This is a genomic window from Paracoccus mangrovi, from assembly GCF_042648425.1.
Classification (GTDB): domain Bacteria; phylum Pseudomonadota; class Alphaproteobacteria; order Rhodobacterales; family Rhodobacteraceae; genus Paracoccus; species Paracoccus mangrovi.
Window position 1 is genome coordinate 68,259 of sequence record NZ_JBHRXJ010000009.1, and the last position, 12,920, is coordinate 81,178.

The window sequence follows — 12,920 nt, forward strand, 5'->3', positions numbered from 1 at the left end:
GTTTGACCGACCGCGCGACGCGGTCGCAGAGGGGGTATCGCATGGAATGGCGCGGCAGACGCGGAAGCAGTAACGTCGAGGACCGTCGCGGACGCGGCGCAAGGGCGGGCGGGGTCGGTATTGTCGGCGTTCTGGCGATCCTGGCGGTCGGCTATTTCTTCGGCGTCGATATCAGCCCGGTGGTCGAATCCATGAGCCAGAGCAGCCAGCAGGGCGAGCCGCGCGAACTGACCGCCGAAGAGCAGCAGATCGGCCAGTTCGTCGGCGTGGTTCTTGCCGATACCGAGGAAGTGTGGGGCCGCGTTCTGCCCGAACAGGCCGGCACCCAGTACAGCGATCCCAAGCTGGTGATGTTTTCGGGCATCGACAGTTCGGCCTGCGGCACCGCGCAATCGGCGATGGGGCCGTTCTATTGCCCCAATGACCGCACCGTCTATCTGGACACGCAGTTCTTCAACACCATGAGCCAGCGCATGGGCGCGGGCGGCGATTTCGCCTATGCCTATGTCATCGCCCATGAGGTCGGCCATCATGTCCAGAACCTTCTGGGCATTCTGGGCCAGACCATGCAGGCTCGCCAGCAATCCGACGAGGCGACCGCCAACCGCATCTCGGTCCTGACCGAATTGCAGGCCGATTGCTTTGCCGGCATCTGGGCGCGTCAGGCCAATGAACAGTTCGGCAGCATCGAACAGGGCGACATCGAAGAGGCGATCAATGCCGCCGCCGCCGTGGGCGATGACACATTGATGCAGAATGCCGGCCGCGCGGTGGTGCCCGACGCCTTTACCCATGGCTCGTCCGAACAGCGCATGGAATGGTTCCAGCGCGGTTTCCGCTCCGGCCAGCTTGGGCAATGCGACACCTTCAAGGCCGCGCGGGGCTAGGCATTCATGCCGGATGAGGATCCGCCCGGCCCCGGGGATTACTGGTTGCAGCGGCCCGGATCCGGGCCGGATGCCACCGGTTTGGCGGGACGCGGTCCCGCGCCGGGGCCGGGTCTTTCCTCGCTGAACGTGACGCCGCATGTGCAGGCGATCGGCGACAGGCCCGCCGGCATCCTTCCCGACGAACTGGTGGGTTGGCTGCCGCTTTCGGATCAGGGGGCGGCGGGACCCTATGGCTATGCGATCCTCGATGCCGCGTTGATCCCGAATCTGCCCGAGATGCTCGAGGCCTCGGGCCTGCCGCATCGCTGTCTGTTCAGGATCGACGAGGCCCCGGAACTGGCCGCGACCGCGCCCTGGCTCGTCGCCTTGCAGGGCGAGGGGCGGCTTTTGCGCGGCCTCTTTACTCGGGGCAAGGCGCCCCAGCATCTTTGGGACCGCCATGCGGCGATCTTTCTGACCTCGCATGCCGTGCTTTCCGATCTGTGGCAGATGCTGCGCCGCTTTACCCGCGTCCGCGATGAACGGGGGCGCTGGTATTATTGGCGGTTCTGGGATGCGCGCGCGCTTTACAGCTTTCTGGCGGCGCCTGATTTCTCGCCCATGGCGCAACAGTTTCTGACCGGGCTGCAAAAGCTTTCGCCGCAGACGGTGCTGCTCTTGCCACAGGGCGATGTGGTCGGGGTGATCCGCCTTGACCGGCCCGAGGGCGCGGCCCCGGCGGCCGGCGCGCCACAGCTGACCGACCAGGACCGCCAGCGCCTGCGCGAGGAACTGCGCCGGCGCGATGCCGCCAAACTGGCCGGATTTCTGGCCACGCAGCCGGTGCTGGGAAAGTCCGAACCGGCCTATCTGGACGATCTGGCGCTGCGGGCGCTGATCCGCCGCGACGAAATGGATGTACGCTCGCCCAATGGCACGGCCTGGCTGGTGATCCTGCTTTATGTTGCGGATCGCCACCCGCGCGCGGCCAAGGCGCTTTCCGCGCTTGTAGAAACGCGCAAATGGAGCTTCGATCAGGTGGCAAGGATGCTCAAACACGGTGCCGACCGCGCCAGCGACAAGGCGAAATCGCAAGACAAGGGAGGTCGCTGAATGCCTGCAATCGCTCTGCCCGCCATTCCGCCGCTCGTCGAGGGCATTTTATGGGTCGGGGGCCTCGTGATCGGGGCGATCCTTCTGGCGGCCATCGCCGACCGGATTTCCGACTATATTTCCGATCATCTGGGCGATGCGATCGCAAAAGCGCGCGAATGCCGCAATTGCCAATGCCCCGAATGCGTCCCGCCCAAGGGCACGGTGGGCATTCGCATCGACTGGGTTCCGCCTTCGGTGCCGCATTGGCCCTGTCCGGGCAGCCATGTGCATTTCTATATCCAGTCGCAGAACCCGACCAATTGCCAATGCTTCTGGTCGCCGCAAAAGCGCAATGTGCTGTGCCTTGATCCCAAGGATACGCCGGCCGATTTCGATCCACGCAAGCTGGGGCCGAATATCCATGTCCTCCCCTAAGGAAACCGGGCGCAAGTTCAGCTATCGCCCGCTGGGCTATGACCTGCGGCTGACCGGGCCGCGGGCCGAGGCCGACCGGGTGGCGCGCGGGCTGCACTGGCGGCCGGGGCGGATCGCGGCCTCATATGACAGCAATGTCGCGCCGCCGATGTTCGTGCCCCCCGGCGCGCCGGCCGAACCGTTTCAGACCGCCATCGACCCAAGGCTGGTCTCGGATCCCTATTTCACCACATTCGGGCTGTTTCGCAGCGCGCGCGAGGCGATTTCCTTTATCGCCGCGCGCGAGGATGCGCGGGATTTCCAGCTTTGGTATTTTGCGCTGATCTGGCCGCAGGACCCGCCCGGGGGCATTCTGGCCGGTATCCTGAACGCCATGCGGGGCGAAGAGGTGGCGCCCCCCGATCTGCCGGTCGAGCGGCTGGGATATGAGGTGCTGGACGGCGACGGCGCAAGCGTGACCCACACCTATCACGATCCCGGCGCGGCCATCGATCCCGCGCGCCCGGGCGACGAGGCCGACCGGCTGGCGCGCGGCGGCGACTGGCTGGTGGCCGTGGACCGGGTGCTGCATCCCTGGTGGTTGCCCGAACCGGTGCCGGGTTCAGAGCCGGGCGGGGCATGAGCGCCCGGCCTGCGACCGATCAGCGCTGCAAATGGATGCCGCGCGGGGGCCGGTCCATGCTGGCCCATTCCGGCCAAAGCCCCCAATGTTCCAGCGCCACCAGCGCCAATCCGATGGCGATGATCGCCAGCACCATCCTGACCATGCGTGCGCTTGGCGGGTTTCGCGCCCAGCGCGAGGCCCGGATCAGCCAGATGAGGTTGTTCATGTGCCCCTTCCTTTGATAGTGCTGCCTTGAACGAAAGACGCCCGGAAGGCCCCCTTGCCCCAGCATAGCGACAGCCGCATCCTGCCCTATACCGCCGATCAGATGTATGCGCTGGTCGCCGATATCGAAAGATATCCCGAGTTTCTGCCATGGAACACCGCCGCCCGGATTCGCGCCCGCCGCCCCGGGCCGGATGGCAGTGAGCTGGTCGAGGCCGATCTGGTCATCAGCTTCAAGGTGTTTCGCGAACGCTTTGGCAGCCGCGTCACCCTTTGGCCCGCCGACAGGCGCATCGACACCGAATATCTGGACGGGCCGTTCAAATATCTCAAAAGCGGCTGGAGCTTTGCCGATCTGCCCGCGATCGATGGCCGGCCGGCCGGCTGCAAGGTCGATTTCTTTGTCGATTTCGAGTTTCGCAACGCCATTCTGGGCAAGGTGATCGGCGTCGTCTTTGGCGAAGCCATGTCCCGCATCGTCCGCGCATTCGAGGATCGGGCGCGGGTGCTTTATCCGCCGCTCTAGCGCGCCCCGGGGGCGGTCGCCGCACCCTCATGGCGCGCGGCCTGCCAGATTTCGTAATCCAGCGCCAGTTCGCGGCGCAGCCGGGCGCGTGTTCCGGGTTCCAGATCGGTCGCGCCGGGGGGCGAGACATTCTTGCGCTGCAACTCGATCGGGCGGCCCAGCCGCTGGGACAGGAAATCCACCAGCAATGGCATCGCCTCATAGCGAAAGATGTGATCGACCGCGATCCGGCCGTCGTGATCCATCAGGAATTCCGATTGCCGGCCCAGCCGGGCATAGGCCGGGCGGCCCTTGGGGCGCAGGTAATCGGTCACGAACTGTTCGAAACTGACATGGGCGGTGCTGTTGGCATGCCCGATCAGCCCGTCGCGGCTGCGATAGCGATACCAGCTGCCAAGCCAGTCGAGTGGCTTGCGGATGACCGCGACCGTCTCGAACGGGGCCTGTCCCTGCCGCGCGATCAGCGGCTGAATACGGTTCAGATATTGCCGCAAATTCAGATGCTTGACCGACGGATCCGAGCGAAAGGCAATCTCGGCACGCGGGGCCAGCGCCTCTTCAAGCGCGGTGGTGCCGGTCTTGGGCACAGACAAAAGCACGATCCGGGGGGCAAGGAAAATCAGCATGATGCGGCAATCGTCAGAACCATGGATGTCGATTAGCCGCCCGCCGCCCGGCTGGCAAGCTTTGCGCGGCCATGGTCCGGTTGCGCCGGCGGGTGCGCGGCAATCCTGCGTCATGGGGCCATATGGCCGCTGGCGGGTTGTTGCCAGCGCGTGGCAGATCGGCCAGAATTTCCCTCAGGTCCGGGTAAAACGCCGAGTCGGCCGGCGAAACGCGCCCGTGAATTCCGGAAAACCTATATTTTCCAGCGTCTCGGGCGCGTATTTCCCAAGCCTTGAAGCGCTGGCTTGCTTTGTGCATCAGCCCCGGATTCGCCCCGAATGGGCGTGGATCGGCGGCCATGAAAGGGAGGCAGGGCGTCATGACGGATACGATCATTCCCCAAGCGGCGGGCGCGGCCGCGGATGGCGCGGCGGGGCGCTGGACCAGCTATGACACCACTTGGATGCTGGGCCTTTTTGGCACGGCAGTGGGGGCGGGGATCCTGTTTTTGCCGATCAATGCCGGGATCGGCGGCTTCTGGCCGCTGGTGGCGATGGCGGTGCTGATCGGGCCGATGACCTATTACGCGCATCGCGGGCTGGCGCGCTTTGTCTGTTCGGGCAGCCGCATGGATGCCGACATCACCGAGGTCGTGGCCGAGCATTTCGGCCCCGGCGCGGGCAAGTTCATCACCTTGCTCTATTTCCTGGCGATCTATCCCATCGTGCTGATCTATGGGGTCGGGATCACCAATACCGTGGGCAGCTTCATGGAAAACCAGCTGGGTCTGGTCCCGCCGCCGCGCTGGATCCTGTCGGGGCTTTTGATCGCGGGGATGATGGCGGTCATGCTGGCGGGCGAACGGATCATGCTGATCTGTACGCAATGGCTGGTCTATCCGCTGGTGGCGATCCTGATCTTTCTGTCGCTTTACCTGATCCCGGACTGGAACATGGCGGCGCTGCGCGAGGTCACGCCCATGGGCACGGCTCTGAAAACCATCTGGCTGACGCTGCCCGTGCTGGTGTTTTCCTTCAACCACAGCCCGGCGATTTCGCAATTCGCGGTGGCCATGCGCGGCCATTACGGCGACGGGGGCCGGGCCAAGGCCGATCTGATCCTGCGCAATACCGCCGCGATGCTGGTCGGTTTCGTGATGCTGTTCGTGTTTTCCTGTGTGCTGGCGCTGTCGCCGGCGCAACTGGCCGAGGCAAAGTCCCAGAACCTGCCGGTCCTGTCCTATCTGGCCAATGTCCATGGCAGCGCCTTTATCAGCTATTTCGGCCCCATCGTGGCCTTTGTGGCCATCGTGTCGTCGTTTTTCGGCCATTATCTGGGCGCGGCCGAGGGACTCAAGGGGATCCTGCGCGGCGCCGGCATCGGGCAGGGCACGGCCAATGCGCGGCCTTTGGGGATGGGGGTGGCGTTGTTCATCTTTCTGACCACATGGGCGGTGGCGGTGCTGAATCCCTCGATCCTTGGGCTGATCGAGACATTGGCCGGGCCGGTCATCGCGGCGATCCTGTATCTGATGCCGATGTATGCCATCCACAAGGTGCCGGCGCTGGCGCGCTATCGCGGTGCGGCGTCGAATGTGTTCGTCACCATTTCCGGCCTGATCGCGATGAGTGCGATCCTTTACGGCCTGTTCTAAGGCATCGGCGCCCGCCGCCGGTCCCGGCATCTGGCACGCTCGGCCGGATGCCGGCACGGTGGCGGGCGCGTCGCCCCGATCATCACGGTTTTCACGAGGTTTCTTGATGTGCGCAGATCACCATCCCCGCAATGATTTCACCCGATACCGCCATCGCTGGGAAATGCCGTTGATCTGGGTTTCGGCGGTGGTGACGGTGGCGACCGTGCTGCTTGGGCTGGCGATCATTGCCGTCGATCAGGGCACGGTGCTCAACGATGCATTGGGCGAGGACAGCGCCACCCTGCTGCGCGAGTTTCCGGGCTATTTCTATATTCTGCTGATCGCGCCGGTCGCGATCTATGCCTATCGCTTCTATGTGGCGGCGCAGTCGCGCGCCAACGCCATTCTGGTCGGCCCAAGGCAGTTTCCCGAACTTTTCGCGACCTATCAGGAGCTGGGCCGGCGGCTGGAGATGCCGCATCTGCCACGGCTTTACGTCATCAACGGCAATGGCGTGGTCAATGCCTTTGCGCTGGAATGCAACCGGCGGCACAATTACGTCGTCATTCATGCCGAAATCGCGATGCTGCTTTCGACCGCGCCGGATGTGGTCGAATTCGTGCTGGCCCATGAATTGGGCCATCACAAGCTGCGCCATGTTTCGTTGTGGCGGGCGGTGATCGCGATTGTGCCGGGCGCGACCGTGGTTCTGGGTCAGGCGACGACGCGGGCACAGGAATATTCGGCCGACCGCATCGCGCTTGCCGTTTGTCCGGGCACGGCCAATGCCACGCGCCTGCTGGCGGTCGGACCGTGGATGGAAAGCGGTGTCGCCCCGGACGCCTGGCTGGAACAATGCCAGGCCGAGCACCGCGAATTCTGGGTGCGGATCAGTCAGGCCATGTCCAGCCATGCCGTCATGGTCAAACGCTACAAGGCCCTGCGCGAGATCGAGCGCGACGGCTTTTCGGCCCAGGGCGAAATGTTCTGATCGTCGGCTAATCCTTCAGCAACAGGATCAGCGCCAGCGTGATCGCGGCAATGCCCGGCAAGACCACCACGCCGGGCAGGGCGCCGGTCAGCACCCCTTCCAACGCGATGACCCAGACCGGGGTCAGATAGGTATAGGCCATGACCTTGGCCGCCGGCAGGCGTAGGCTGGCGAATTGCACCAGCACCACGGTGGCGGCGGTGGCAAAGACCGCGACATAGACCAGCGTGATCCAGACGATGGCGGGCAGGTTCGCCCAATCCGTGGCCCCGATCGCGCCCCGGCCCCAGATCAACAGGATCAGCGCCCCCGCGACCAATGTGCCGAATGTGAACACCACCGGCCGCTCGCCCCGGTTCAGCCGGCGCACCATCGGCGTGTAAAGCGCATGCGCCGCGCAGCCCAAAAGATAGATCGCCTCGCCCCGACCGAATTCCAGCCGCGACAGCGCCGCCATGTCGCCGCGAAAGATCACCCAGAGACAGCCAAAGGCCCCCATGCCCAACGCAAGCGCCATGCGCGGGCTGGTGATCTGGCGCAGCAGCATCCAGCCAAAGCCCGCCGCCATCAGCGGCGTCAGCGCGAATACGGCGGCGGCCGAAACCGGCAGGGCGGTTTTCAGCCCCTCGAACATCAGCACGAAATAGGCGGCATAGAGCCCGCCCAGCACAAGATAGCGCCAGGGTGCCGCAAAGGCCCGTCCCGGCAGGCCCGGCCCGGCCAGAATCGCATAGGCCCCGACCACCGCCGATGCCAGCACGAAGCGGATCGCGGTGATCGCCACCGGGTCGATCAGATTGGCGACCCGCGCGCCCAGCGAAAAGGACCCCGCGATCAGGATCGAGAATGCCAGCATGGCGGCATGGCCGCGCAGGCTTTCGCGGCGCGTATGGGGCAGGCTTGCCGTCTGGGCCGGGGCGATCTGGGTTGCGCCCGAAACCGCTTGCGGCGGGGCGGGCATGGCGATCTTGCGCAGGTTCCCGGCCTGGGCGTCGCTGGTCGTCTTGGTCATCTTGTGGTCTTGGTCATATCGTTGGGCACCATCTCGGCCGTCGGGCCGCGTTGTCGTCAAAAGGCGTTTTGCCCGGCGGGGCGTGCGCCGCGCGAAAAGCCCGTGCCCATCGGGCCAGGGCGCGGCAGGTCGGGCCGTATCCGACGCCATGGACGCAAGGGGGTAGGCCGCGTCCGATCCCTTGCAATCCGCGGGTCCGGCATCCGGCGCGCCCGCCCGCGTCAGCATGTTGAAATCCGCCGCCAAGACAAGTCCCGTTGCGGGCCTTGCCGATGTGGCGCTTCAATCCGGTGCCGCCCCGGCCCCTGTTTCTGTCGGTTCTGCGGTCTCTGGATCGGGATCCGCATCCGCCCCGCTGTCGCGCAGCGCCTTCAGGACCGCCTGAACCTTGGGGCTGCGATGCAGATCGACATGGGTGACCAGCCAAAGCCGCGAATCCCATTCCGGCAGGGCCATCACCTCGACCAGCCCGTCGCTTTGGTCCGGGCTGAGCCAGCCCAGCCCCAGCCCGCCCCGGATCGCCGCCAGCCGGGCATGGGCGTCGTTGCTGATCATGACGATATTCTCGGCCACGACCCGGTCACCCAACCAGCGCATGAACGGGGCGGGACGCCCCTCGGGGCCGGGCAGGACAAAGCGATGCGCGCGAATATCCTCGACCGCGCCCGCCGCTGCGACATAGCCGGGCGCGCCGTAAAGCCGCATCTGGATGATGGCCAGGGGCGTCGCGACATAGTCGGGCTCGGTCGGGCGGTTGCCGGCGCGGATGGCGATATGCGCCTCGCCCGTGTCCAGCCGGAACAGGCGCGGATCGGTGAGGTAACGCAACCGCAGCCCGGGCTGCGCCAGCAGCAGCCGCGTCAGTCGCGGCATGACCAGCGTGGTCACATCCGGCAACGAGGTCAGCACGATCTCGCCCTCGATCCGCGCGCCGGCCCCGGCGATGCGGGCGGCCATCTGGGCAAAGCGCTCATCGGCGCCGGCCGCGATTTCCAAAAGCGCCTGACCCGCCTCGGTCGGCGCATAGCCGCGCGGATGGCGTTGAAACAGCCGCGCGCCCAATGCCGCCTCAAGCGCGTCGATGCGGCGGATCACGGTGGCATGATGCACGCCCAGCACCTGCGCCGCCGCGCTGACCGTGCCCAGCCGCGCCACGGTCAGCGCGGCGCGGATATCGTCCCAGCTGTCGATTTGCATCGTGCACCTCCGCACAGTTCATGCGCGTTTATCGCTGTTTCGTTCGCTGACGCAAAGCCCTAGATAGAGCGCAGAACACGGAAACCCCGATACCCGAATGAACGGAGTGATGGATGAACATCCTGCATATCGACAGCGCGATCACCGGCGAGGATTCGGTCTCGCGCAAGCTGACGGCTGAAATCGTGTCCCGGCTGCGCGCCGCCAATCCGGGCGCCGGCGTCACCTATCGCGACCTGAACACGGGCGTGCCGGCGATCGACACCGACTGGTTCAAGGCCGTGCGGCTTGCACCCGCAAACCCGACCGCCGAACAACAGGCGCTGGTCGCCACCTCGGACGCCTATCTGCGCGAGGTTCAGGATGCGGATGTGCTGGTCATCGGCTCGCCGGTCTATAACTTCACCATCACCGCGCAGCTGAAGAACTGGCTGGACCAGATCGCCCGCGCCGGCATCAGCTTTCGCTATACCGAGGCTGGCCCCGAGGGCCTGTTGAAGGGCAAGCGCGCCATCATCGTCTATAGCGCCGCCGGCACGCCGATGGGGTCGGAAATGGATTTCGCCTCGGGCTATCTGCGCTTTATGCTCGGGTTCCTGGGCATCACCGATGTCGAATTCGTCGCCGCCGACCGTCTGGCCTATGACCGCGAGGCAGGGCTGGCCCGCGCCCATGCGGCGATGGACCGGCTGGCCGCCTGAGCGCTGCGCGGGTCCGCGTGAACCATCCGAAACGGCCTTCGTTGACTCGGAGGCCGTTTTTGCATATCAGGACGCCAATTCCCGGAAGGACACCCTTCCGGTCCCCGCTTGCCGGGGATCGCCCCCCGTCAGCGCGTTGCGCCCACGGGGGCGTCATTCATTTGCAACGGACCGCAGGAGGCCCGCCATGTTCGAGAACCTTTCCGACCGCTTGGGCGGCGTGTTCGACCGGCTGACCAAGCAGGGCGCGCTGTCCGAAGATGACGTCACCGCCGCCATGCGCGAGGTGCGCGTGGCCTTGCTTGAGGCGGATGTCTCGCTGCCTGTGGCGCGCAGTTTCGTCAAATCGGTGACGGCCAAGGCCACGGGCGCGGCGGTCACGAAATCGGTCACCCCCGGTCAGCAGGTGGTCAAGATCGTCCATGACGAGCTGATCAGGACACTTCAGGGCGAGGGGGCACCCGACGCGCTGCGCATCGACAACCCGCCGGCGCCGATCCTGATGGTCGGGCTTCAGGGGTCGGGCAAGACCACGACCACGGCCAAGCTGGCCAAACGACTGACGGATCGTGAGAAAAAGCGCGTGCTGATGGCGTCGCTGGACACCCAGCGCCCGGCCGCGATGGAACAGCTGGCGATCCTTGGCCAGCAGATCGGCGTCGATACCCTGCCGATCGTGCCGGGCGAAAATGCCGTCCAGATCGCGAAACGCGCGAAACAGCAGGCGACGCTGGGCGGCTATGACGTCTATATGCTGGACACCGCCGGCCGCCTGCATATCGATCAGGTGCTGATGGACGAGGTGCAGGCCGTCCGCGATGTCGCCAATCCGCGTGAAACCCTGTTGGTCGTCGACGGTCTGACCGGTCAGGACGCGGTCAATGTCGCCACCGAATTCGACGGCAAGGTCGGGATTTCCGGCGTCGTGCTGACCCGGATGGATGGCGACGGGCGCGGCGGTGCGGCGCTGTCGATGCGCGCCGTGACCGGCAAGCCGATCCGCTTTGTCGGTCTTGGCGAAAAGATGGACGCGCTGGAAACCTTTGACGCGCAGCGCATCGCCGGCCGCATTCTCGGCATGGGCGACATTGTCGCGCTTGTCGAGAAAGCGCAGGAAGTGCTTGAGGTCGAGCAGGCCGAGCGCATGATGAAGCGCTTCCAGAAGGGTCAGTTCAACATGAACGACCTGCGCAATCAGCTGGAACAGATGCAGAAAATGGGCGGCATGCAGTCGATCATGGGCATGATGCCGGGCATGGGCAAGATGGCCAAACAGGCCGAGGCCGCCGGCCTTGACGACAGCGCCCTGCGCCGCCAGGTGGCGCTGATCAATTCGATGACGAAAAAGGAACGCGCCAATCCCGACATGCTTCAGGCCAGCCGCAAAAAGCGCATCGCGGCCGGTGCCGGCATGGATGTGGCCGAGCTGAACCGGCTTCTGAAGATGCAGAAGCAAATGGCTGATACCATGAAGAAACTCGGCAAGATGGGCAAAGGCGGCATGCTGAAACAGGCGATGCGCGCGATGTCGGGCAAGGGCGGCGGTCTGCCCGATATGGGCGATGTCGATCCGGCCAAAATGGCCGAGGCGACCAAGATGCTGCAAGACCCCAAGGGGATCGGCGGCCAGTTGGGCGGCATGGGGCTGCCTGGCGGCCTGTCCGGCCTGTTCGGAAAGAAGAAATAACCACCGCTATGTCCGAATTTTGCGTAACAGTTCCGGTGATCGAGACAGAGCGGCTTATCCTGCGGGAACCGCGCCTGTCGGACCTGGATGCTTTCGTGGCATTCGGCCAGTCGGAACGTGCGAAATTCGTCGGCTACCCAATGCAGCCTTGGCAATCGTGGAACGGGCTGCTGATCGTCATGGGCCATTGGATCGCACGCGGCTTCGGCTGGTGGATGCTGGAAGACAAGGCCAGCGGCAAGACCGCCGGCCGCGTCGGCATCGGCTATCACCTCGACTGGCCCGAACCCGAACTCGGCTGGCATCTCTACGACGGCTTTGAAGGCAAAGGCCTCGCCTATGAGGCGGCCGTCGCCGCCCGCAACCACGCCTATGTGGAAATGGGTTTCGGCCCGCTGATCTCTCTGGTCGACAACGACAATACCGCCTCGGCCAAACTTGCCCGGAAACTCGGCGCGACACCCGAGGCCGAGACCAATATCCGGGGCGATGCATGCATCATCTTCCGCCACCCGAAGGTGATCCTGTGACCCGCTTATTCTTCTTCACGCAAATATCCTCGGGGGTGTGGGGGCAGACAGCCCCCGCTGCCTGCCGCGCCATCGGAGTCCGCGCATGACCAACCCGACCGCCCGCGCCGCAGCCCTTTTGAAAGAGCATCGTGCCAGCATCGACCGGCTGGACGCGATCCTGGTCTATACGTTGGCCGAGCGATTCAAGCACACGCAGAATGTCGGCCGCCTCAAGGCCGAACACGACCTTCCGCCGTCCGATCCCGCCCGCGAGGCGGCCCAGATCGAGCGGCTGGAACGCCTCGCGCGCGAGGCCGACCTGGACCCGGAATTCGCGCGCAAATTCCTGAATTTCGTGATCGCCGAAGTGATCCGCCATCACGAAAGCTACCAAAACTGAGGCCGGGACATCCCGGCCAAACCAGCCATTTCAAAGGAGAAAACCAATGGCAATGAAAATCCGTCTGGCCCGTGGCGGCTCGAAGAAACGCCCGTTCTATGCGATCGTGGCCTCGGATTCGCGCATGCCGCGCGATGGTCGCTTCATCGAAAAACTGGGCATCTATAACCCGCTGCTGCCCAAGGATGCCGAAGACCGCATCAAGATGGACATGGAGCGCGTGCAGTACTGGCTGAGCCAGGGCGCCCAGCCGACCGACCGCGTCGCCCGCTTCCTGGAAGCTGCCGGCGCCAAGCCCAAGACCGAGCGCAAGAACCTGAAAAAAGGTGAGCCGGGCAAGGCTGCCAAGGAACGCGCCGAAAAGCGCGCGGCCCGCGAAGCCGCCGCCAATGCCCCGGCCGAAGAAGCCGCGTCGGAATAATCC

The 12,920-nt window shown here is 65.1% G+C and carries 16 protein-coding genes; 12 read left to right on the plus strand and 4 right to left on the minus strand.

The annotated features are described in order from the left end of the window. The first annotated feature begins 41 nt into the window (after nt 1–41). Genes ypfJ through ACFOMH_RS12805 form a run of 4 tightly spaced genes read left to right on the plus strand, consistent with a single transcriptional unit; the run spans nt 42 to nt 3,021 of the window. Entirely contained in the window at nt 42–887 is an 846-nt protein-coding gene (ypfJ, locus tag ACFOMH_RS12790; RefSeq protein WP_374423253.1) for a KPN_02809 family neutral zinc metallopeptidase, read from the plus strand. A gap of 6 nt (nt 888–893) precedes the next feature. Then, nucleotides 894–1,982, plus strand: a complete 1,089-nt coding sequence (locus tag ACFOMH_RS12795; RefSeq protein ID WP_377744903.1) for a DUF4123 domain-containing protein — start codon at nt 894–896, stop codon at nt 1,980–1,982. Beyond that, nucleotides 1,983–2,399, plus strand: a complete 417-nt coding sequence (locus tag ACFOMH_RS12800; protein ID WP_374423257.1) for a hypothetical protein — start codon at nt 1,983–1,985, stop codon at nt 2,397–2,399. Continuing rightward, nucleotides 2,386–3,021: a hypothetical protein gene (locus tag ACFOMH_RS12805; protein ID WP_377744905.1), complete on the plus strand. Its 636-nt coding sequence runs from the start codon at nt 2,386–2,388 to the stop codon at nt 3,019–3,021. The genes ACFOMH_RS12800 and ACFOMH_RS12805 overlap by 14 nt, the downstream gene beginning before the upstream one ends. Nucleotides 3,022–3,040: 19 nt before the next feature. Here ACFOMH_RS12805 and ACFOMH_RS12810 read toward each other — a convergent pair whose 3' ends face one another. Beyond that, nucleotides 3,041–3,229, minus strand: coding sequence for a hypothetical protein (locus tag ACFOMH_RS12810; protein ID WP_374423260.1), 189 nt, complete (start codon nt 3,227–3,229; stop codon nt 3,041–3,043). A gap of 54 nt (nt 3,230–3,283) precedes the next feature. Between ACFOMH_RS12810 and ACFOMH_RS12815 the strand changes: the two genes are divergently transcribed. Beyond that, the gene (locus tag ACFOMH_RS12815) at nt 3,284–3,754 is read left to right on the plus strand and encodes a type II toxin-antitoxin system RatA family toxin (RefSeq protein WP_374423262.1); all 471 of its coding nucleotides are present in this window, start codon (nt 3,284–3,286) and stop codon (nt 3,752–3,754) included. Here ACFOMH_RS12815 and ACFOMH_RS12820 read toward each other — a convergent pair. Further along, on the minus strand, nt 3,751–4,380 hold the full coding sequence (locus ACFOMH_RS12820) for a gamma-glutamyl kinase (RefSeq protein ID WP_374423264.1): 630 nt from the start codon (nt 4,378–4,380) through the stop codon (nt 3,751–3,753). The two genes, ACFOMH_RS12815 and ACFOMH_RS12820, sit on opposite strands and share 4 nt — an antisense overlap. Nucleotides 4,381–4,739: 359 nt before the next feature. Between ACFOMH_RS12820 and ACFOMH_RS12825 the strand changes: the two genes are divergently transcribed. Both ACFOMH_RS12825 and ACFOMH_RS12830 read left to right on the plus strand, forming a co-directional pair. Continuing rightward, nucleotides 4,740–6,014, plus strand: coding sequence for a hypothetical protein (locus ACFOMH_RS12825; RefSeq protein ID WP_377744908.1), 1,275 nt, complete (start codon nt 4,740–4,742; stop codon nt 6,012–6,014). Nucleotides 6,015–6,120: 106 nt separating this feature from the next. Next, nucleotides 6,121–6,987, plus strand: a complete 867-nt coding sequence (locus ACFOMH_RS12830; protein ID WP_377744910.1) for a M48 family metallopeptidase — start codon at nt 6,121–6,123, stop codon at nt 6,985–6,987. A gap of 7 nt (nt 6,988–6,994) precedes the next feature. Here the strand turns inward: ACFOMH_RS12830 and ACFOMH_RS12835 are convergent, their stop codons facing one another. Beyond that, nucleotides 6,995–7,999: a DMT family transporter gene (locus ACFOMH_RS12835; RefSeq protein WP_377744912.1), complete on the minus strand. Its 1,005-nt coding sequence runs from the start codon at nt 7,997–7,999 to the stop codon at nt 6,995–6,997. A 282-nt stretch (nt 8,000–8,281) separates the two neighbouring features. Beyond that, complete coding sequence (locus ACFOMH_RS12840) at nt 8,282–9,196, minus strand: LysR family transcriptional regulator (protein ID WP_377744914.1); 915 nt, start codon at nt 9,194–9,196, stop codon at nt 8,282–8,284. Nucleotides 9,197–9,309: 113 nt separating this feature from the next. Here ACFOMH_RS12840 and ACFOMH_RS12845 point away from each other — a divergent pair, with 113 nt between their 5' ends. The 5 genes from ACFOMH_RS12845 (at nt 9,310) to rpsP (ending at nt 12,917) form a co-directional block, all read left to right on the plus strand. Further along, nucleotides 9,310–9,897, plus strand: coding sequence for an FMN-dependent NADH-azoreductase (locus ACFOMH_RS12845; protein ID WP_374423273.1), 588 nt, complete (start codon nt 9,310–9,312; stop codon nt 9,895–9,897). A 187-nt stretch (nt 9,898–10,084) separates the two neighbouring features. Continuing rightward, nucleotides 10,085–11,584 (plus strand): signal recognition particle protein, encoded by a 1,500-nt coding sequence (gene ffh / locus ACFOMH_RS12850; protein ID WP_377744916.1) that lies wholly within the window; start codon nt 10,085–10,087, stop codon nt 11,582–11,584. A gap of 35 nt (nt 11,585–11,619) precedes the next feature. After that, nucleotides 11,620–12,114 (plus strand): GNAT family N-acetyltransferase, encoded by a 495-nt coding sequence (locus ACFOMH_RS12855; protein WP_377744918.1) that lies wholly within the window; start codon nt 11,620–11,622, stop codon nt 12,112–12,114. A gap of 85 nt (nt 12,115–12,199) precedes the next feature. Then, nucleotides 12,200–12,496 (plus strand): chorismate mutase, encoded by a 297-nt coding sequence (locus tag ACFOMH_RS12860; RefSeq protein WP_374423279.1) that lies wholly within the window; start codon nt 12,200–12,202, stop codon nt 12,494–12,496. 46 nt (nt 12,497–12,542) lie between these two features. Next, complete coding sequence (gene rpsP, locus ACFOMH_RS12865; protein ID WP_374423281.1) at nt 12,543–12,917, plus strand: 30S ribosomal protein S16; 375 nt, start codon at nt 12,543–12,545, stop codon at nt 12,915–12,917. The last annotated feature ends 3 nt before the right edge of the window (nt 12,918–12,920 follow it).